We start from the raw sequence: 20,336 nt of genomic DNA, 5'->3' as shown, positions 1-20,336 counted from the left end.
CTTCGGGTGCTAGACGTAACATAATCTCTCCAAAAGTGACTACTTTTTGTTTCATAATCAACGAACCTCCTTAAGTTTTTTTACGGCCTCCTTTGTCAAAGCTTCCACTTTGTCAAAATCACCGCTCTTAATTATATCACCTTTCACCATCCAACTACCACCAATGGCTAAGATACGGTCGTATTCTAAGTAGTCTTTCATATTGTTCGCGTTAATTCCACCTGTTGGAATGAATTTCATTTGGGTATATGGAGCTGCGATGGATTTGATCATTTTTAATCCACCAGCTGCTTCAGCAGGGAAGAATTTTACTACATCCAACCCTAATCGGTAACATTTCTGTACATCACTAGGCGTACATGTTCCTGGAGTTACTGGCACATTTTTTTCGATACAGTGTTTTACTACATCTTCATCAAAGCCTGGACTGATGATAAATTGAGCCCCAGCTTCTAATGCTTCATCCACTTGTTCAACAGTCAATACAGTTCCAGCTCCTACTAACATTTCAGGAAATTCTTTACGCATGATGGCAATCGATTCTTTGGCAGCAGCTGTTCTAAATGTAACTTCAGCACATGGAAGACCACCAGCACATAAAGCTTGTGCCAATGGTTTTGCGTCTTTTGCGTCTTCTAATACAACGACGGGTAAAATCCCGATTTTTGAAATTTTTTCTAATACGTTATTCATTGTTTGACCCCTCTTATAAACATTCTTTCATGACTTCGTAAGTACCTTTTTCTTCAATTTCAGTTAAAGTTTGAACTACGGCATCTTCAAATCCAGCAATTTGAGTTAAGTCTTGGCCCCAGAATGAAGTGTTTGTGCATACCGCATGAACTAAATCTTTTACAGAATCGTCTTTGTGGTTATAGTAGAATTCTAGAATGTCACGATCATCACTGATTGTGTAAGTATTTCCTGCAGGACGTTTTGCCACTAAACCAGCATCAGTAAGTTCATATCCTCTGTAGAATTGAATGTAGAACGCAAAACTTGTCGTAATACATTTTGGAAGCGCATGGTGTTTGTCGATATATCCTAAGAAACTAGGCATAACACGTGCTTTCCATTTTGAAGTGGAATTTAATGAAATGCTCATTAATTCGTGATCAACAAATGGGTTGTTGAAACGGTCGGATACGGCTTGCGCAAAGTTTAATAAATCGTTTTTATCTAATGTAAGAGTTGGGATGACTTCATCATACAACATTTTGTTCATAAAGCCTTTGATGACTTCATCATGCATACAATCACGAACGATGTTCTGACCTGCTAAATAAGCACCTAGTACAAATCCAGTGTGAGCACCATTTAAGATACGTACTTTTCTCTTTTTATATGGTGACATGTCCGGAGTGACGAATACTTTGTCGATTAGGCCTGCTTTTTTAAATGGTAATACATCATTTAATTTTTCATCGCCTTCAATGACCCATAAACCGAATACTTCACCAACATCTGTTAATGGATCTGCATAGTGATTTTCTTCTTCTAGACGAGCTACTTCTTGTGGATCGCGGATACGACCTGGGACAATACGGTCTACTAATGAACCGCAGAATGTGCATTCTTCATTTACATATTTTTTGAATCCTTCTTCAAGATTCCATTGTTCAATATATTGGTTCACGCACTTTAATAATTCTTTACCATTGTTGTCAATCAACTCACAAGCTAGCATTAAGATGCCTGGTTTGTTGTTTTTGTAGCGGTGATACAAAACTTGCGTTAATTTACCAGGAAAACTTGCGGCTGGTTTATCTTCAAATTGACATGAAGGATCGTAGTGGATACCAGCTTCTGTTGTGTTTGAAACAATGATTTCTAGATCGTCGCTTGCGGCAACTTTCATCATTTCGTTAAATCCTTCTTCTTGGTAAGGATTTAAACAACGACTGACACTTGAAATGATTCGTTTATCATCAACTTTTTCTCCATTCACACTACCTCTTAAGTGCAATGTGTATAATCCATCTTGTTCATTGATCATTTCGGCAAGACCTGGTGCAATCGGTTGCACTAAGCAGCATTTACCATTCCAATCTGCTTTTTCGTTTGCCAAATCAAACCAATAGTCTACGAAGGCTCTTAAGAAATTTCCTTCACCAAATTGAAGAACTTTTTCTTTCGCATCCTTTAATAGATAACCATCATATCCAATATCTTCTAAAGTTTTATAACTTAATTTTTCCATTGTTATTATTCCTTTCCCGTTATAGAGTAACGCCTTGTTTAAATATAGCCATGTCATGGAAGCCGGCCTCTTCACTCTTTACTTTTTTACCACTTGCGACACTTAATACATATTCAAATAAATCATTGGATAAAGTATCTAAGCTTACACCTTCCACTAATTCACCACAGTTAAAATCAATCCAGTTTTTCTTGTTTGCGTATAATTTAGAGTTGCTTGAAATTTTTACTGTAGGAACTGGGCTGGCAAAAGGAGTGCCTCTTCCTGTTGTAAATAATACGATATGAGCTCCACTTGCAGCTAATGCGGTTGCGGCAACTAAATCATTGCCTGGAGCACTTAATAAATTTAAGCCTTTGTTCTTTACACATTGTCCATATTGTAAAACACCGACGACTGGGGCTTTACCAGACTTTTGTGTACAACCTAAAGATTTATCTTCCAAAGTTGAAATTCCACCCTTTTTGTTTCCTGGAGAAGGGTTTTCATAAATTGTTTGATGATGCGATTTAAAGTATTCTTTGAAGTTGTTGATCAAATTCACGGTTTCATTAAATAATTCCTTGTTTTCACAACGATCCATTAAAATGGTTTCAGCACCAAACATTTCTGGCACTTCGGTTAAGATGGTTGTTCCACCTTTGGAAATCAATAAGTCAGAAAAGCCTCCTACTGTAGGGTTGGCACTAATTCCAGAGAGTCCATCTGAACCACCACACTTCATACCAATGATCAATTCGCTCGCATCAATTTCTTCTCTTTTGTCTTGGCTTACAATATCGGCTAAATCAGCGATGATATCTAGCGAATCTTGAATTTCATCTTCATGTTCTTGAGCAACTAAGAACTTAACACGATCTGTATCATAATCCTTTAAATAGTTTTTCAAAACATCAATATTTGAGTTTTCACAACCTAAACCTAAGACCAAAACACCACCTGCATTTGGGTGTTGAATTAAATCGGCGAGAATTGTACGCGTGTTTTCTTGGTCATCACCCATTTGAGAACATCCATATGGATGTGTAAACGTACAAATGGCTTCTACGTTACCCTTTACATATTTCTGGGCTTGTCTTTCGATAGACGTAGCAACATTGTTCATGCAGCCAACGGTAGGGATGATCCAAATTTCATTACGAACACCCACTTTACCGTTCTTTCTGCGATAACCCATGAATGTTCGTTTTTCACTAGGTTCTAGTTCTTGCACATTACGATGGTAAGAATAAGTTAATAAATCATTTAAGCCAGTTTTCATGTTGTGTGTATGAATCCAGCTTCCTTGCTTGATATCTTCCTTTGCGATACCAATAGGATATCCATATTTAATAATAGGTTGATCTTTTTTAATATCTTTCAACGCAAATTTATGTCCTTGGGCAATATCTTCAATAAGTGTAACCTCTTGTCCATCGACATTACATACTGTCCCTTTTTCTAAAGGACATAGTGCAACAGCTACCAAGTCGTTAGAATGAATCTTTATAAACTTTTGCACCATTTCTACCTCCTGTCTATAATTTAAATGTTTGATGTAAGTACTTACACAGAATAACCCTATTTTTTGAATAAATCAATAGGAAAGTTTTAAAATTTTACAAATATGTATGTTTCATAACTTTTTTTTGGTAAAATATAGAGGAAGATGAATAATCCCTTTATTTATACGTGAGAAAACGATTACAAAGAAGTACTTGACTTATGAAATGCATATCATTACAATAAGAAATGTGATGTAAGTACTTACAATTCTCAACGTAAAGAAATGGGGTTGAGGAGTGAAACAATTATGAACATTTATGACATTGCCAAGTTATCAGGCGTATCCATTGCGACTGTATCGCGAGTAATTAATAACAGTCCTAAGGTTTCAGAAAAGACAAAAAAGAAAGTCTGGGACGTTATGAATGAGTATGATTACACACCGAATGTGTTTGCGAGAGGTTTAGGCTTAAATTCAGTTAAAACAGTTGGCTTGGTTTGCCCAGATATATCCGATCGTTATATGGCAAGTGCTATTGCGTATTTAGAAAAGAATTTACGCAAGTATGGATATGACTCAATTTTGATGTGTAGTGGCTTTGATTATGAAGGAAAAGTAGAAGCTGTAAAAATATTATTGGATCGAAGAATCGATGCGATGATATTAGTTGGTTCACATTATGCAGGAGATTGTGGACAGAATGATATTCAATACCTACAGGATGCTGCCCAAAAAGTTCCAGTGGTACTCATGAATGGCTATGTTCGAGTGCCAGGTGTATATTGTGTTTTAACAGATAATTATAAAGCTGTTTATGATACTGTATGTAATCTAATCGAAGCAGGAAGGAAGAAAATTGTGTTTTTGTATGATGCCAATTCGTACAGCACAACGAAAAAATTAGAGGGATATCAAGATGCACTGATTGATAATGGTTTAAAAGTACGTGAAGAGTACAAGGTGTTTATGCCAAATAACGTATTGAAGGCAAGAGATTTATTGGCAAAGAAAAAGTTGGATTTTGATGCCGTCATTGCCAGTGATGATGCGATGGCTGTTGGTGCACTTAAATATGTGCATCAAATCAATAAGTCGATTCCTGAAGATGTCAATGTCGTTGGATTCAACAACTCAGAACTATGTGTTTGTTGCAATCCGGAAATGAGTTCTATTGATTCACAAGAAGAAGAGTTAAGTGAAATTGCGGTTGATTCGCTTATTAAAGTTCTTGCGGGAAAATCAGTTCGACAAAAAATGGAGATTCCATGTAAATTTATTAAGCGAAATACAACACAGTTCTAAATATTAGGAGGATTACTGTGAAGTTGATTAAAAAAGTACTTGGAGCACTTATGTGTCTTGTGTTTATGGTAAGTGCAACAGGTTGTTCTTCAGTTACAAACGGGAAACGTATCGTTCGTGTTGCGACAATGCAGTCGGAAACGCACCCGGAGTATCTGGGATTATTAAAGTTTAAAGAATATGTTGAAAAAGAATTAGGGGATAAATATGAAGTACAAATTTTCCCTAATGAAATTTTAGGTGCTGCCCAAAAAGCAATTGAGTTAACGCAAACAGGAGCTATTGATTTTACAATTGTTGGTACTGCAAACCTAGAAACATTTGCGAGTGTGTATGAAATTTTCTCTATGCCATATTTATTTACTTCAGAAGATGCCTATCATGAAGTTATGAATGATACGGACTATATGAATAAGATCTTCTCAAGTACAGATGAACAAGGTTTTAGAGCTTTAACTTGGTATAATGCAGGAACGCGTAACTTCTATGCGAAAAAAGAAATTGATTCACCAGACGATATGAAAGGATTAAAAATCCGTGTTCAACAAAGTCCTGCCAGTGTAGCAATGTGTCAAGCCTTTGGTGCTGCAGCCAGTCCAATGAGTTTTGGTGAAGTATATACGGCTATTCAACAAGGTGTCATTGATGGTGCTGAAAATAACGAATTAGCATTAACATCAAACAAGCATGGTGAAGTTGCAAAATATTTCTCTTACAACAAGCACCAGATGATTCCGGATTTGTTGATTGGAAACTTGAGTTTCTTGAATGGTTTGTCTAAAGAAGAAAGAAAAGTATTCTATAAGGCGGCTGAATTATCAAATGAAGAAGAATGTAAACAATGGGATGTGCAAGTTAAAGAAGCTAAGAAGATTGCGCAAGAACAAATGGGTGTTAAATTCATTGATGTCGATGTTTTAGCTTTCCAAAAGAAGGTAAAGGGTGTTCAAGAATCTATCTTAAAGGACAATGCACAGGCAAAACCTATTTATGATCATATTCAAAAAGTAAACGAAAAATACGAAGGCAAGGATGGTGAATAATATGGAAAAATTAAGAAACGCAATTAACACTATTCTTGGATGGGCATGTGTATTTGTATTTGCCGTAATGGTAGTTGTAGGTACATATCAAATCGTAGTTCGTTACTTCTTTAATAATCCAAGTACAGTATCCGAAGAATTATTGACTTACAGTTTTACATGGATGGCTTTACTTTCCACAGCTTTAGTATTTGGTAAAAGAGATCACATGCGTATGGGGTTCTTGGCTGATAAAGTAACAGGACAAAAAAAGAAAGTATTGGAAATCGCTATTGAATTATTAATTATTTTATTCGCCCTTGTCGTTATGGTGTATGGTGGAATTTCTATCATGAAACTAACAATGACTCAAATCACAGCGTCATTAGGCGTAAGTATGGGATTGATCTATACAATCATTCCTTTATCAGGCATTCTAATTGTCATTTATGGCATTATGAATATTATTGATTTGGCGAAAGGAAAGGGTGAATAAGCATGAGTTTATCAGTTTTATCAGGATTAATTATTTTAGTATTGTTAGTGATTATGCTTATTGCAGGTGTTCCCATTGCCGTGGCATTAGGAATTAGTAGTGTTTGTGCAATTTTACCAGTCATGGATCTAAATGTAGCTGTAGTTACAGGTGCACAAAGAATTTTCTCAGGAATCAGTGTATTTAGTTTGTTGGCCATTCCATTCTTTATTCTTGCGGGAAATATTATGAATAAAGGTGGTATTGCGATTCGTTTGATCAACTTAGCTAAAATTGTTACGGGAAGAACACCAGGTGGTTTAGCTCAGACAAATATTTTGGCAAATGCTTTATTTGGAGCCATTTCAGGTTCAGGTACTGCTGCCGCAAGTGCCATGGGATCTATCATTGGTCCAATTGAAAAAGATGAGGGGTATGATCCTAACTTCTCTGCTGCAGCCAATATTGCCACAGCCCCAACAGGATTATTGATTCCACCATCAAATGTAATGATCACATTCTCATTGGTGTCTGGTGGTACAAGTGTGGCTGCCTTATTTATGGCCGGATATATTCCAGGTGCATTGTGGGCATTGGCTTGTATGCTTGTTGTATATATCTACGCAAAGAAAGCTGGATATAGAAGTCAGACGAAATTAACTGGAAAAGAAAAATTTAATGCATTTATTCAAGCTTTACCATGTTTATTATTAATCGTTATTGTCATTGGTGGTATCATTGCCGGAGTCTTTACCGCAACTGAAGGTAGTGTTGTTGCCGTTGTATACTCATTATTGCTTTCTATTTATGGATACAAATCAATGAAATGGAAAGATTTACCAGAAATCTTTAGATCAAGTGCAGAAATGACAGGTATCATTATTTTCTTGATTGGTGTTTCTAGTATCATGTCTTGGGTTATGGCTTTCACAAACATTCCTACAATGGTTTCAAATGGATTATTATCAATTTCAAGCAATAAATACGTCATCCTATTAATGATTAACATTATCTTATTGGTAGTTGGTACATTTATGGATATGACACCAGCTACATTGATCTTTACACCAATCTTCTTGCCAGTATGTACTGCATTAGGTATGAATACAATTCACTTTGGTATTATGTTGATCTTCAACTTGTGTATTGGAACAATTACTCCTCCAGTAGGAACGACGCTGTTTGTTGGTGTTAAAGTCGGAGGCGTTAAGATTGAAACGGTATTTAAACACTTATTACCATATTTCTTCGCTATTATTGTTGTATTGATGTTAGTTACATATATACCACAATTGAGTCTATGGTTACCTGGTTTAATGGGATATGTAAGTTAGAAGGAAGGAATTTTTAAATGAAACAATTTATGGATAAAGACTTCTTGTTGACCAATGAAGTCGCTAAGGAATTATTTTTTGATGTCGCAAATACGATGCCAATTGTAGATTATCATTGTCATATTGATCCAAAAGAAATTGCTGAAGATCGTAAATTTGAGAATATCACGCAAGTATGGCTTGGCGGAGACCACTATAAATGGCGTCAAATGCGTTCAAACGGAGTGGACGAATACTATATTACTGGAGATGCACCCGATCGTGAAAAATTCCAGAAGTGGGCAGAAACACTTGAAAAAGCTATTGGAAATCCACTTTTCCACTGGTCTCATTTGGAACTTCAAAGATACTTTGGATACCATGGTGTTTTAAATAGTAAAACAGCCGAAGAAGTATGGAATTTGTGCAATGAAAAATTACAACAAGATGATATGAGTGTGCGTAATTTAATTAAAAACTCAAATGTTAAATTATTATGTACTACAGATGATCCAATCGATGATTTACATTGGCATAAAGTGATTAAAGCGGATGAAACATTTGATGTTAAGGTACTTCCTGCTTGGCGTCCAGACAAAGCTATGCGTATCAATAAACCAGAATTTGCCGATTATATGAGTAAATTGGCAACTGTTTCTGATGTTGAAATTCATACTTTTGAAGATATGAAAAAAGCAATCATCAAACGTATGGAATACTTTAATGAAATGGGATGTCTAGTGAGTGATCACGGATTGGATTATGTTATGTATGCCCCAGCAAGTGATGAAGAAATTGAAAAAATCTTCGAAAAAGGATTAAATCACGAAGCTGTTACCACATTCGAATGTGATCAATATAAGACGGCATTCTTACTATTCATCGCAAAAGAATACAAACGCTTAGGTTGGGTAATGCAGTTGCACTATGGATGTAAACGTGACAACAACACAACTATGTACAATAAGTTAGGACCAGATACGGGTTATGATTGTATTTCAAACTATGCGCCTGCAGACCAACTTACAAATATGTTGGATGCGATCAATGAAAATGGTGGATTGCCAAAAACAATTCTTTACAGTTTAAATCCTGGGGATGATGAATTGATCGGTACAGTACTTGGATGTTTCCAAAACAGTGATGCGATTGGAAAGATTCAACAAGGATCAGCATGGTGGTTCAACGACAATAAAACAGGTATGGAAAAACAAATGACGTCTTTGGCAAATCTAGGATTATTAGGTAATTTCTTAGGTATGTTGACAGATTCAAGAAGTTTCTTGTCTTATTCAAGACATGAATATTTCCGTCGAATCATGTGTAACTTAATTGGTACATGGGTAGAAAATGGAGAATATCCTTATGATAAAGAAAACTTAACTGAAATTGTTAAGGGTATCTCTTACAACAATGCCGTTCGTTATTTTGGATTTGATTTATAATAGTTAGTGAAGAAGAGAACTTTGATTCAAGGTTCTCTTTTTTTGATTTTGAGCATGCTAAATTTTGTGTAATTTAAACTCATCTTCATGTTTCCCCTAGAAAAATGTAATTTTATTTAAATATTCCCCTAGAAAAGTGTTAAATACAGTGGAATATTCCCCTAGAAAAATGTAAAATCAGATTAAAGGAGGAAGATTCTATGTATCGATATATATATAATGATTTAGTCGAATGGAAAAATAGCAGCTATCGCAAACCTTTGATTTTAAATGGTGCAAGACAGACTGGAAAGACTTGGATTTTAAATGAATTTGGGAAAAAAGAATATAAAAATGTAGTGTATATTAATTGTGACAATAATAATGAGATGAAAGAAATGTTCTATGATTTCGATGTGAATCGTTTGATCTTAAACTTTTCAGCTCTTACAAATACGCGAATTGAAAAAGAAAATACATTGATTATTTTAGATGAAATACAGGAATGTCCATTAGGATTAACGGCATTGAAATATTTCCAAGAAGAAGCCTCGGAATATCATATTGTTGTGGCAGGAAGCTTATTAGGTATCACTTTACACCAATCAACAGGATTTCCAGTGGGAAAAGTGGATCAATTAACGTTGTATCCCATGTCATTTAAAGAATTCTTGTTGGCTTTAAATGAAGATATATTGGTAGAACAGATGGAACACCATAATTGGAAAGAGATGGATGTGTTCCATGAAAAGTTAAAGAATTATTTAAGGCAATATTATTATGTTGGTGGTATGCCTGAAGTTGTTAAATATTATGCTCAAACCAAGGAAATATTTCATGTTCGCGAAATACAAAATAGAATTCTTTTAAACTATCGACAAGATTTTTCAAAACATATACCAGGAAGCTTATTGACCAAAGTAAATTTAGTGTGGGATTCTGTTCCTGCACAATTGGCAAAGGAAAACAAAAAATTCATTTATGGAATGCTAAAAAAGGGTGGGCGTGCAAAAGAGTTCGAAGATGCGATTCAATGGCTTGTGGATGCAGGCTTGGTGTTTAGGGTAAATCGCATAAATAAAGTATGTATGCCACTTAAGTTTTATGAGGAGTTCAATGCATTTAAACTGTATCTGCTCGATCTAGGACTTCTTGGCGCAATGGTGGATGCTCCCGCAAAAAACATTTTAATAGGAGATAACGTTTTTAAAGAATATAAGGGTGCTTTTACGGAGCAATATGTTGCTCAACAAATAGTGGCTTGTAATGTAACTCCAAAATACTATAATAATGAAAATTCAACAAATGAAATTGACTTTGTAGTTCAATTAGGAAATGTATATCCAATTGAGGTTAAGGCAGAAGAGAATTTAAAATCAAAAAGTATGAATACATTATTAAATGAGAACGAGGATATGGAAGGGTGGAAATTTTCAATGTCTTCATATCGTACCTTTAAACAAATCATAAATATTCCTTTGTATGATGTGGATGAATGGATATTAATGTATAAAGAAAAGATGTTGGAAATTTAAACCAACATCTTTTGTGTTTTATCTGTTTTCGTTGATATATTCATTTACGCTTTGTTTGACAATATTGAAGTTGACTTCACCATACTGTAGCAGGGCATTATGGAAGTCTGCATTGTCAAATTTAGATCTTAATCTAGATTTGGCTGCACTCTTTAAATTCACGATTTGAAGATATCCATAATAGTAAGATAAGAATACAGTTGGATTATCTGCCAATTGATTGTAAATACTTTCTAATCCTTCTGAACCAAACATATCACCATATTCATTCTTGAAATCATTGAGTGACATACCATCATAATGGATGCTGATATCCATTAAGACAATGTATAGATTGGTAAGAATGTTATTCAAATTATAGGCTTCTAATAAATCTTCATTATTATCTAAATAATGTAAAGACATGCTTTCCATATAAGTAGCCCAACCTTCAGACATACCTAGATTGTTGTAGAAGAATTGGATTGGATATTTTAAGTGTTCCTTGTTGTATTGCGCTTGATACATATGTCCGGCAATACCTTCATGAGCTAATGTTTGATAAAGTGTTAAGCTTGATGGATCATCGCCATAATCACGTTTGTTGTAGCGCATTTGATAGTTTTGTGAATAATCCAAGGCGGGTGTAATAAAGTAGGCAACAATTCCGCTGACAGATTGATCTTCTGGTAGTGCCTTTAAATCATATTTCATGGTTTTTACTTTTGGAAAATCCTTTTTATAGTTCTTTTGAAGGCTTTCTAGAATTTGATTTACATCCGTAAAATCCGTTGAAACTGAATCGAGTTCATACGCAATCATTGGATTGGCTTTATATAGCTTCTGAAATTTAGTGATAGCTGAATTGATTGCGGATTGCGTATTCTCTTTAATTGTGGAAATAGAGTTGGTAGAACTTGTCGCATTTTCAACTAATACTTCATAATATTTCTTACCATTCTTATAGTTCGACAACCCTTGTAGAGGTTGTACGTTATATTGAAGAGAGGTTAATGTATCTAACATAGCCTGATAACTAGGAAAGAAACTTGTGTCCATGGCATCTTTGACTTGTGCTTTATAAGAGGTTGTTTTTTCTTCATCCAGATTTAAAGAGTCAATCGCATTATATAATGCACTTGTGATTGAACTATTCTCTTTATTATTGATCACATCTTGAATATCTTGTGTAACAGAATCATAGTCAAACTGTAAAGTATTTTTATCTGCCTGTTTTTTTGTATATTCTAACACATCATTTGTGTAGCGAGGCACATCGTTGATGAGTGTAATCAAATCTTGAATGTCTTTTTCATTTCGTAAAATGTATTCAGAAAAAACAGAAATCAAACTTTGATGAAGTCCACTCATTGTACTCCAACAATTATTCAAATATTGAAATTTCTTGTTCTCCGCTTTTAAACTCAATTCATTTTCATACTTTAATTCATCATAGATGGTTTGTTGCGTTTTGTCTAAAGTACTGCGATTAAACTTGTTTAATTCTTTTTGATCTTCTTTGATTTCTTCTGTATTGTCCGTATAAAATTCACCAAGACTTACATCTACATTATTGATATCAATGCCATAGTCTTCTGGATGTTCAAAGAATTGGTGCATCGTTGTATAGTCGTTTTCGGCATATTCAACTACCAATTGATTTGTATATTTTGTGAAGTCTTTATTTTCTTTAGCTGCAAACGTATTGTCTTGCATAGTCGTTGAACCACATGCAGTGAGTGAAAATACGGTAAAGCTAATAAATATTTTTTTGAATGTATTTTTCATTAGAATCCCCTTGTTTTCAAAAAAAGGACTGACTATTCATCAGCCCATGTAATTTTCTTATTTTTAACACCTGCAATAGATGCCAATGCTAAAAGGTCATATCCTTTTTCAGCAATATATGCATGTCCTTTTTGGAAAGCTTTTTCAATCACCATGCCAACACCAACAATTTCAGCTTGTGCCTGCGCAATTAAGTTTTCTGTTCCTTTAAATGCTTCGCCATTTGCCAAGAAGTCATCAATAAATAATACTTTATCGCCTTTTTTTAAGTATTCTTTTTCAATACAAATTGGATATGTCTTATTCTTTGTGAAAGAGAAGACTTCCGCAAAAGCTGGATCGATCATTGTGCTTGGTTGTGTTTTCTTGATGAAAATCAATGGCACATTCAAACGAATGGCTGTCGCATAGGCTGGGGCAATACCGCTAGATTCAATGGTTACTACTTTTGTGATGCCTTTGTTTTTAAAGTGTTCATAAAATTCATTTCCCATTTCATCTACTAAAGAACAGTCGATTTGATGATTTAAAAAAGCATCAACCTTTAATACCTCATCATTAATAAAATGTCCTCTAGTCTCGATTGCGTTTTTCAGTGCTTTCATGTTGGTTTCCTTCCTCTTTTTGTTTTATTTGTACAATAGTTTGTCCGATACGATGATTCTTTACTTCCTTAACATATACATCCATTAAGTCTAGACTGACTTTAAAATGTGAATCTTCATCAGGGATTTGTCCATAATGATTTAGGATGTATCCTCCAAATGTGTCACAATCTTCATCTTCTAATGAAATGCCTAAAGCTTTTTCGACATCTTCAATGTCAGCTTGGCCATAGATTCTAAATTGATCAGAATCAATTTGTTGGATTGGATCTGGCTCTTCAATATCATCATCTTCTTGGATTTCACCAAGAAGGGTTTCAATAATATCATGTAAAGTCACGATACCGGTCATTCCTCCATATTCATCAAGTAAAACCGCAAAGTATACTTTTTTGATTTTCATTTCCTTCAATAAAACATCGGCCTTCATATTTTGTGAAATAAAGAAAGGCTGATCCATCGCTTTATTGATGACGTTATCTTGTTCAATCGAATCTAAACGGAAATAATCACGTGTATCTAGAATACCTACGACATCATCATTATCCTCATCACATACAGGGTATAATGTGTGACGATTTTCTAGAATGGTCTTTTTCCATGTTTCTTTATCGTCATTTAGATATAGACAAACAACTTCACTTCGATGCGTACAAATTTCTTCAACGGGTGTATCATCGAACTCAAATAGGTTTTCGATAAACTCTTTTTGACTTGGTTCAACACCGCCACTGTTGATAACTTCATAAATATCTTCTTCGGAATAATCTTCCTGTTCTTTTTCCACTTCAAAGCGCAAGAAAAAAGTAAATGGTGTACATAAGGATTGAATACCTTTCGCAATGGACATAAATGGTTTTTCAAGCTGATTTAAATGTACATTCGCAAATTTTCTTGGTAATAAATCACTCAATAAAATATATACATACACCAATAGAAGTACGACTACATAAAGTAATGGAGTATGAATCATGGGTTGTAAATAGATTACACTCATCACAATGCCAAATATTTCCATGCATAGAGATAACCATTTTAATGTAGCTTGATATTTATAAGATTCATCTTCGATTTCTTTATTTGTAGAAACGATGCTGCTTGTCATTGAAAACAAGATGTTTAGAATAAATGTAAATAAAATTAAGATGGGAAGGCTCATATTAACCCTCCTAAACTATACTGTAACGGGACTGAATCATCCGGATTCATGAAACTATCACTCCTTCATTAATACCCATTATCATACACAATTTAAAGGCTTTTTTCAATGTGATAAAGAAAACAACCAGAATAAATCTGGTTGTTCAAGAATTACATGTATTTATCGGCATTATTCATTAAATATTGAATGATAGATTGTCGTGTCACAATACCAATAAAAATTTGACGATCATCAACAACGGGTACGAAGTTTTGTTTCAAAGATTGAGCGAACAATTGATCGACTGGAACATCGATTTGAACTGGTGGCGTAAAGTCTCCACGAATTAGTTCACGAATCTCCATTTGTTCAAGATCTTCTTTATGAATTGAAGGATGGTCTAATAAGTACCAAAGAAAATCCCCCTCTGTAATGGTTCCTACATAAACCCCTTCCTTATTAATAATGGGCATCGCCGTATATTTGTGCTTGCGCATGAGGGCAAGTCCATCTTCAACACTAATATTATCATATAAATATTTAACACTATTTTTAGTCTTCAGAAAAAAGAATACATTTTCCTGCATTGTCTATCACCTCAGCTTTATACTACCATAATATTTATCATTTAAAAATCATACAATTATGGGAAATTGTGCAGAAGTATGATAGAATTTCTGTAAAAGTGGAGGCAAGAAAATGGAACAATATAAAAAAGAGTTTATTGATTTCATGTTGGAATCTAAAGTATTAAAATTTGGTGATTTTACACTAAAATCAGGACGTAAATCCCCATTCTTTATGAATGCTGGTGGATATGTTACAGGTAACCAGTTAAAAAGATTAGGTGAATATTACGCAAAGGCAATCGTTGATCAATATGGTAAAGACTTCGATGTATTATTCGGACCTGCATATAAGGGGATTCCATTAGCTGTTGCGACGACAATCGCATTAGATCATTTATATGGAATGGAAGTTCGTTATTGTTCAGATCGTAAAGAAGAAAAAGATCATGGAGCTGATAAGGGAAGTTTCTTAGGAACAAAACTACAAGATGGAGATCGCGTTGTTATGATTGAAGATGTTACAACATCTGGAAAATCAATGGAAGAAACAGTGCCAAAGGTTCGTGGTGCAGCAAATGTTGAAATCGTTGGATTGATGGTTTCTTTAAATCGTAACGAAAAGGGCAAAGGTGAAAAAACGGCACTAACAGAAGTGAGTGAATTATATGGTTTCCCAACAGCTGCTATCGTATCCATGCCAGAAGTCATTGAATATTTAGGAGATAAATTAGATCCTGAATTAAAATCAAGGATTGATGCATATTATGAAGAATATGGAGCTAAGGAATAGAGTCGAAAGATTCTATTCTTTTTTATTTACTTTGCGCATTGCGGTATATTTTGCATAAAAATACTTTGCGCACTGCGGTATATTTCTTGTTAAATTACTTTGCGTACTGCGGTATGTATATCTGTAAGTGTTTTATATAAAGCGAATTTATACGTTTTGTTTTTCTTGTGTTAAAATGCAACATTTTACTGTTAAAGTCAGAACGCTCGTGACTTTAGTCATGATATGAATGACGTATGTAACATTTTTTCAACAGTTTCTATACGGGAACCATGTTATAATATATATGCAGAAAAAAGGAGATTTCGATATGTATACAGTACGCTTTCAGTTGGAACTAAGTGAATCTGAGCAACGTTTTTTGTCGAAGTCTTTTTTCTATGCAAATCAGATGCATAATCAGTTGGTTCGATATGCTACAAATCGATTGAATGCTCTATTTCATGATAAAGAATATGTGGGTGCACGCAAAGCTTATGGTGAAGCTGAATTTTCTAAAAAGAAAGTATCTGAACTGTCAGCTTCTGAAAAGAAGAAGAAAAAAGAGTTGTCAAACATCATGCGTTTTAAACAAAAAGAGTATGATCTTACAAAGACTTCTTTGTGTAAGTTCGTATCCAAAGAACAAAAGAAATTCAAGAACTACATCAACTCTCATCAGGCACAGGCAGAAGCGGAAGCTGCATATAAGGGAGTAGAAAAAGTTCTTTTTGAGGATGGACGTCATCTTCATTATCGAAGATATAATAGTTTCGATTGTATCAAACAAAAATGTGCTGCAACAGGAGTACGACTTTTAAGATGGGATACCATCTGCTTCATGAAACATTACTACAAAGTTCGTGTCCCAAAGAATGAATATATTCAGAACATCATTTCATCTGTTGATTTAAAAGAAGATGTTGTTTATTCATTTTTAAAAAGGATAGAATTCAACAGTGGATTCAAATATTATGTAGTGATCACACTTCGAGGTGATGCACCAAAACGAATCAGGTTGTCAGAAGATGGCGGACATCGTACAGGTGTAGACTTTGGAACCTCTACGATTGCGACAGTCTCAACCAACGAGGTCCATCTGGAAGAACTAGCTCCAGATTCTGTAAATTATGAAAAAGAGATTCGTCATAAGCAGAATCTGATAGATGCATCTATGCGAAAGCACAATCCAGAAAACTACAACAAGAATGGTACAGTCAAAAAGGGAAAACATAAATGGAAGACAACGAGAAGGTGCAGACGTCTGAAACGGCAGATACGCGTTCTATATCGAAAGCAGTCTGCTTATATCAAGACTTCGCATCATACCTTTATCAATAGAGTTGTTCAGAACACAAGCGAATTCATCCTTGAACCAATGAACTTTAAAGCTCTGCAAAAGAAATCAAAGAAGACAGAGCGTAAAGATGAGGCAACGGCTGTTAAACAAAAAGACGGCTCTTTGAAGATGGTGTGCAAATATAAACGTAAGAAACGCTATGGACACTCCATCAAGAATCGTTCTCCAGGTCTTATGCAGGCCGATTTAAAAACAAAGGCAACACAATATGGAATACCATACTACGAAATAGATATTCATCAATATCGTGCTTCTCAACTTCACCATGATACGGGTGAATATATCAAGCCTACTTTAAGTGAAAGATTTAAAACAATCGAAGGACATAAAGTACAAAGAGATTTGTATTCTGCTTTTCTAATTTGTCATACTGACGATACATTGACTGCACCAGACTTTAAAGCCTGTCATTTTGATTTTCCACACTTTGTCAAAATGCAGGACACACTGATTTCAAATAAGAAAAAATGTGGACACACAATGAAACACTGCTTTGGATTCTAGCATAAAGAATCTCTCATCCAGTCAGGTCTCAGGCGTAAGCCCTGCTAGATGCAGTATGAGAATACAGAGTACAATCCACATGGATTGGAAATGCTCAAAAAACAAGAGTTATGTAAAGACTATATGCAAGGTCTAGAACCATGCTGAAAGCTTTGCGATGCTCCATTTCTCGCATTGTGAGAAAGAGAATCTCGTCATTTTAATGATGAGAGTACGTCAAGTTACTTTTGACCTATTGTGAATTAAAATATAAGTAGATAGTGCAGTATATAAAAAGTGAGGTGATGGTGTATATAATATGCTGCATCATGACTTTAAGGAAAAGACAAATAATAATTCTTACAAAAAATTTATAATTTTGGTAAAATGTCTACAACAACGAGTCTTCTTAAGGGATATAATTCCAGTTGTAGAAGGCTCGATTTTTCATTATTGGGAGGTATCTTATGATAATTACAATTACACGTGAATTTGGTAGTGGTGGAAGAACCATTGCCAAGAAATTAGCTGAAAAACTAGGCTATGCTTATTATGATTATGAAATTGTGCAACAAATTGCTCAAGAAAGTGGCTTTGCGAAAGAGTACATTGAAGAAAATGGGGAAGATGCATCTAGTACAAGTACATTTGGCTTTATTTGGAATAATTATGGATATAACTTATCGGACGAACTCTATATTGCGCAAAGAAATGTAATTTGTGAATTAGCCGATAAAGGAAATTGTGTCATTGTAGGAAGATGTTCAGATTATATTCTTCGTGATCGTAAAGACGTATTGAATGTATTTATTCATGCGGACTTTGAATATCGCAAGAATCGTGTTGTATCGGTTTATGGACAAAATGAATTTGCACCAGACAAACGAATCAAGGATAAAGATAAACGTCGAATCGCCTACTATAAATATTACACAGATCGTAAATGGGGTGATGCCAAAAACTATCAATTGTGTTTAGACAGTGGTGTTTTGGGCATTGATAAATGTGTAGAATTAATTGAAAAAGCCATGTAATTTTACTTTGACAAATTAAAAAAATAAAAATATAATCACTTCGTAACGAGTAGCGGAAACAGCGTAAATCCAGTTTTCTGCTACTTTTTTATATTTTTGTAAAGTGTGTTGCTTAAAAGCGTAAGTCCAACTTGTGTAAGCAATGCACTTTTTTTGTGCTTTAAGGAGGAAAAGAATGGAAGAAAACAACAAAATGAAAAATGAGCCCGTCAATAAGTTGATACTTCAAATGGGTGTACCTATGATTTTATCTATGGCCTTGCAAGCAGTCTATAACATAGTTGACAGTGCCTTTGTAGGAAATATGAAAGAAGGAAGTGAAGCCGCATTAAATGCACTTACCTTAGTTTTCCCTAGCCAGATGTTGATGGTGGCGTTAGCTATTGGTACAGGCGTTGGAGTAAACGCCTTACTCGCAAGAACTTTAGGACAGAGAAATCGTGAAAAAGCTTCTAAAGTAGCCGGAAATGGTTTGTTTCTAGCTGCAGTTATTTATATTATTTGTGTGTTGTTTGGATTGTTTGGCATTAAAGCCTATATATCCTCTCAAACAAGGAATGCGCTTGTATTATCGATGAGTGTAGACTATCTAAGGATTTGTTGCCTATTATCCTTTGGCGTTGTGTTCTTTTCTATATTTGAAAAACTGCTCCAAGCTACAGGACGCTCCTTATATTCTACAATTGGACAAGTTACAGGAGCCGTAATCAATATGATTCTAGATCCTGTATTAATCTATGGTTTCAATTTAGGTGTACAAGGAGCGGCTTATGCGACAGTCATTGGACAAATTTTATCGGCTTTATTATTAGTTGTGTTTCATATGCGTTTAAATAAAGAATTTGATCAGGGTCTCACTTATACAAAACCCAATAAGCGTATCATCAAAGAAATCTATTCGATTGGACTTCCAGCCATTATTGCGCAGGCATTGATGTCATTCATGGTATATGCGATGAACTTAATTCTAAAATTTGATGCATCTGCACAAACGGCCTATGGCCTATTCTATAAAGTACAACAATTTGTCTTATTTATGGCATTCGGTTTAAGAGATGCGATTACACCAATCATTGCCTTTTCGTATGGTATGCAAAATAAGAAGCGTGTTAAAGATGGAATTAAATATGGCTTAATATATACTATAGTATTAATGGTTGTAGGGACTTTGATTACAGAACTATTCCCAAACTTTTTTGCCACACTTTTTAATGCAGGACAATCCAGAATATATTTCATCAGTGCTGTTCGAATTATATCCATTAGCTTTGTGTTTGCGGGTGTAAATATCGCATTTCAAGGTGTGTATCAAGCTTTAAATGGAGGTATGGAATCCTTAGTTGTATCCTTGCTTAGACAAGCCATTTTGATTTTACCTTTAGCTTGGGGATTTTCAAAACTTGTTATTCAATATGATAGGGATGTATCTTTGATTTGGTATGCATTTGTGATTACGGAAGTTTTATCTTGTGTTGTGGGATGGGTATTTTTAAGACGAATTGAGAAAAAGAAGATGGTGTTTGATTAAGGTCAAACACTCAGACTGTTGACAAAGTGACTGTCGACAGTCTTTTTAAAATCTGATAGAATATCTGTGGCAGAAACGTACTTCATAAACCCAAAAATAGTCGACGTTTCTGCCATTTATTATGCCAAAAATGATATAATTATAGAGGGTTTATGGAGGATATCACAATGGCTATGACTAACAGAAACAATGCAAAATTAGATTGCATGATTTACTATACATTAGATGAATTAGTACCACAGGATCATTTGGTTCGTAAGATGGAGGGGGCTCTTGATTTTCGGTTTATTTATCCGAAAGTTCAGCATCTTTACAGTCGTCAC

Annotated in this window: 17 protein-coding genes and 1 pseudogene; 11 read left to right on the top strand and 7 right to left on the bottom strand. The window is 34.7% G+C overall.

Features of this window, described 5'->3' with window-relative positions:
• Positions 1-57 precede the first annotated feature (57 nt).
• The 3 genes from NE544_RS09575 to NE544_RS09565 are packed head-to-tail and all read right to left on the bottom strand — an operon-like array spanning position 58 to position 3,704.
• Complete coding sequence (locus NE544_RS09575) at positions 58-693, bottom strand: bifunctional 4-hydroxy-2-oxoglutarate aldolase/2-dehydro-3-deoxy-phosphogluconate aldolase (protein WP_256269173.1); 636 nt, start codon at positions 691-693, stop codon at positions 58-60.
• A gap of 13 nt (positions 694-706) precedes the next feature.
• On the bottom strand, positions 707-2,200 hold the full coding sequence (locus NE544_RS09570; RefSeq protein ID WP_256269172.1) for a tagaturonate reductase: 1,494 nt from the start codon (positions 2,198-2,200) through the stop codon (positions 707-709).
• 19 nt (positions 2,201-2,219) lie between these two features.
• Entirely contained in the window at positions 2,220-3,704 is a 1,485-nt protein-coding gene (locus tag NE544_RS09565) for a UxaA family hydrolase (RefSeq protein WP_270491227.1), read from the bottom strand.
• A 288-nt stretch (positions 3,705-3,992) separates the two neighbouring features.
• Here NE544_RS09565 and NE544_RS09560 point away from each other — a divergent pair, with 288 nt between their 5' ends.
• From NE544_RS09560 to NE544_RS09535, 6 genes are all read left to right on the top strand, one after another.
• Complete coding sequence (locus tag NE544_RS09560; RefSeq protein ID WP_256269170.1) at positions 3,993-4,988, top strand: LacI family DNA-binding transcriptional regulator; 996 nt, start codon at positions 3,993-3,995, stop codon at positions 4,986-4,988.
• A 17-nt stretch (positions 4,989-5,005) separates the two neighbouring features.
• Positions 5,006-6,031, top strand: a complete 1,026-nt coding sequence (locus tag NE544_RS09555) for a TRAP transporter substrate-binding protein (RefSeq protein ID WP_256269169.1) — start codon at positions 5,006-5,008, stop codon at positions 6,029-6,031.
• Between the two features lies 1 nt (position 6,032).
• Positions 6,033-6,506, top strand: a complete 474-nt coding sequence (locus NE544_RS09550; RefSeq protein ID WP_256269168.1) for a TRAP transporter small permease — start codon at positions 6,033-6,035, stop codon at positions 6,504-6,506.
• A 2-nt stretch (positions 6,507-6,508) separates the two neighbouring features.
• Positions 6,509-7,819 (top strand): TRAP transporter large permease, encoded by a 1,311-nt coding sequence (locus tag NE544_RS09545; RefSeq protein ID WP_256269167.1) that lies wholly within the window; start codon positions 6,509-6,511, stop codon positions 7,817-7,819.
• A 17-nt stretch (positions 7,820-7,836) separates the two neighbouring features.
• Positions 7,837-9,243, top strand: coding sequence for a glucuronate isomerase (gene uxaC, locus NE544_RS09540; protein WP_256269166.1), 1,407 nt, complete (start codon positions 7,837-7,839; stop codon positions 9,241-9,243).
• Between the two features lie 200 nt (positions 9,244-9,443).
• On the top strand, positions 9,444-10,757 hold the full coding sequence (locus NE544_RS09535; RefSeq protein WP_118115896.1) for an ATP-binding protein: 1,314 nt from the start codon (positions 9,444-9,446) through the stop codon (positions 10,755-10,757).
• Positions 10,758-10,775: 18 nt separating this feature from the next.
• Here NE544_RS09535 and NE544_RS09530 read toward each other — a convergent pair whose 3' ends face one another.
• From NE544_RS09530 to NE544_RS09515, 4 genes are all read right to left on the bottom strand, one after another.
• Complete coding sequence (locus NE544_RS09530; protein WP_256269165.1) at positions 10,776-12,524, bottom strand: DUF885 family protein; 1,749 nt, start codon at positions 12,522-12,524, stop codon at positions 10,776-10,778.
• Between the two features lie 32 nt (positions 12,525-12,556).
• Complete coding sequence (locus NE544_RS09525) at positions 12,557-13,129, bottom strand: xanthine phosphoribosyltransferase (RefSeq protein ID WP_118115900.1); 573 nt, start codon at positions 13,127-13,129, stop codon at positions 12,557-12,559.
• The gene (locus NE544_RS09520; protein WP_256269164.1) at positions 13,098-14,288 is read right to left on the bottom strand and encodes a hemolysin family protein; all 1,191 of its coding nucleotides are present in this window, start codon (positions 14,286-14,288) and stop codon (positions 13,098-13,100) included. The genes NE544_RS09525 and NE544_RS09520 overlap by 32 nt, the downstream gene beginning before the upstream one ends.
• Before the next feature lie 152 nt (positions 14,289-14,440).
• A complete protein-coding gene (locus NE544_RS09515; RefSeq protein ID WP_118115903.1) occupies positions 14,441-14,857 on the bottom strand; it encodes a CBS domain-containing protein in 417 nt (138 codons plus the stop codon).
• Positions 14,858-14,969: 112 nt separating this feature from the next.
• Between NE544_RS09515 and pyrE the strand changes: the two genes are divergently transcribed.
• The 5 genes and pseudogenes from pyrE to NE544_RS09490 form a co-directional block, all read left to right on the top strand.
• On the top strand, positions 14,970-15,629 hold the full coding sequence (pyrE, locus tag NE544_RS09510) for an orotate phosphoribosyltransferase (protein ID WP_117572121.1): 660 nt from the start codon (positions 14,970-14,972) through the stop codon (positions 15,627-15,629).
• 310 nt (positions 15,630-15,939) lie between these two features.
• Positions 15,940-17,472, top strand: coding sequence for a hypothetical protein (locus NE544_RS09505; RefSeq protein WP_256269163.1), 1,533 nt, complete (start codon positions 15,940-15,942; stop codon positions 17,470-17,472).
• A gap of 446 nt (positions 17,473-17,918) precedes the next feature.
• Positions 17,919-18,485, top strand: coding sequence for an AAA family ATPase (locus tag NE544_RS09500; RefSeq protein ID WP_118116846.1), 567 nt, complete (start codon positions 17,919-17,921; stop codon positions 18,483-18,485).
• Between the two features lie 175 nt (positions 18,486-18,660).
• Positions 18,661-20,013 (top strand): MATE family efflux transporter, encoded by a 1,353-nt coding sequence (locus tag NE544_RS09495; RefSeq protein ID WP_256269162.1) that lies wholly within the window; start codon positions 18,661-18,663, stop codon positions 20,011-20,013.
• Positions 20,014-20,186: 173 nt separating this feature from the next.
• Positions 20,187-20,336 (top strand): annotated as a pseudogene (locus tag NE544_RS09490) (IS5/IS1182 family transposase); the annotation flags it as partial.

It is taken from the genome of Holdemanella sp. MSK.7.32 (genome assembly GCF_024460475.1).
Taxonomy (GTDB): Bacteria; Bacillota_I; Bacilli_A; order Erysipelotrichales; family Erysipelotrichaceae; genus Holdemanella.
Note: the sequence above shows the minus strand (reverse complement) of the source record. Positions and strands in the feature narration are given on the sequence as shown.

What these genes read in the sequence shown, in the direction of transcription:
- NE544_RS09560 (WP_256269170.1), top strand. Translation starts at nt 3,993, where the DNA reads ATGAACATTTATGACATTGCCAAGTTATCAGGCGTATCCATTGCGACT.
- NE544_RS09515 (WP_118115903.1), bottom strand. Translation starts at nt 14,857, where the DNA reads ATGCAGGAAAATGTATTCTTTTTTCTGAAGACTAAAAATAGTGTTAAA.
- NE544_RS09550 (WP_256269168.1), top strand. Translation starts at nt 6,033, where the DNA reads ATGGAAAAATTAAGAAACGCAATTAACACTATTCTTGGATGGGCATGT.
- NE544_RS09520 (WP_256269164.1), bottom strand. Translation starts at nt 14,288, where the DNA reads ATGAGCCTTCCCATCTTAATTTTATTTACATTTATTCTAAACATCTTG.
- NE544_RS09530 (WP_256269165.1), bottom strand. Translation starts at nt 12,524, where the DNA reads ATGAAAAATACATTCAAAAAAATATTTATTAGCTTTACCGTATTTTCA.
- NE544_RS09535 (WP_118115896.1), top strand. Translation starts at nt 9,444, where the DNA reads ATGTATCGATATATATATAATGATTTAGTCGAATGGAAAAATAGCAGC.
- NE544_RS09565 (WP_270491227.1), bottom strand. Translation starts at nt 3,704, where the DNA reads ATGGTGCAAAAGTTTATAAAGATTCATTCTAACGACTTGGTAGCTGTT.
- NE544_RS09545 (WP_256269167.1), top strand. Translation starts at nt 6,509, where the DNA reads ATGAGTTTATCAGTTTTATCAGGATTAATTATTTTAGTATTGTTAGTG.
- NE544_RS09570 (WP_256269172.1), bottom strand. Translation starts at nt 2,200, where the DNA reads ATGGAAAAATTAAGTTATAAAACTTTAGAAGATATTGGATATGATGGT.
- NE544_RS09525 (WP_118115900.1), bottom strand. Translation starts at nt 13,129, where the DNA reads ATGAAAGCACTGAAAAACGCAATCGAGACTAGAGGACATTTTATTAAT.
- NE544_RS09575 (WP_256269173.1), bottom strand. Translation starts at nt 693, where the DNA reads ATGAATAACGTATTAGAAAAAATTTCAAAAATCGGGATTTTACCCGTC.
- NE544_RS09500 (WP_118116846.1), top strand. Translation starts at nt 17,919, where the DNA reads ATGATAATTACAATTACACGTGAATTTGGTAGTGGTGGAAGAACCATT.
- pyrE (WP_117572121.1), top strand. Translation starts at nt 14,970, where the DNA reads ATGGAACAATATAAAAAAGAGTTTATTGATTTCATGTTGGAATCTAAA.
- NE544_RS09505 (WP_256269163.1), top strand. Translation starts at nt 15,940, where the DNA reads ATGTATACAGTACGCTTTCAGTTGGAACTAAGTGAATCTGAGCAACGT.
- NE544_RS09495 (WP_256269162.1), top strand. Translation starts at nt 18,661, where the DNA reads ATGGAAGAAAACAACAAAATGAAAAATGAGCCCGTCAATAAGTTGATA.
- uxaC (WP_256269166.1), top strand. Translation starts at nt 7,837, where the DNA reads ATGAAACAATTTATGGATAAAGACTTCTTGTTGACCAATGAAGTCGCT.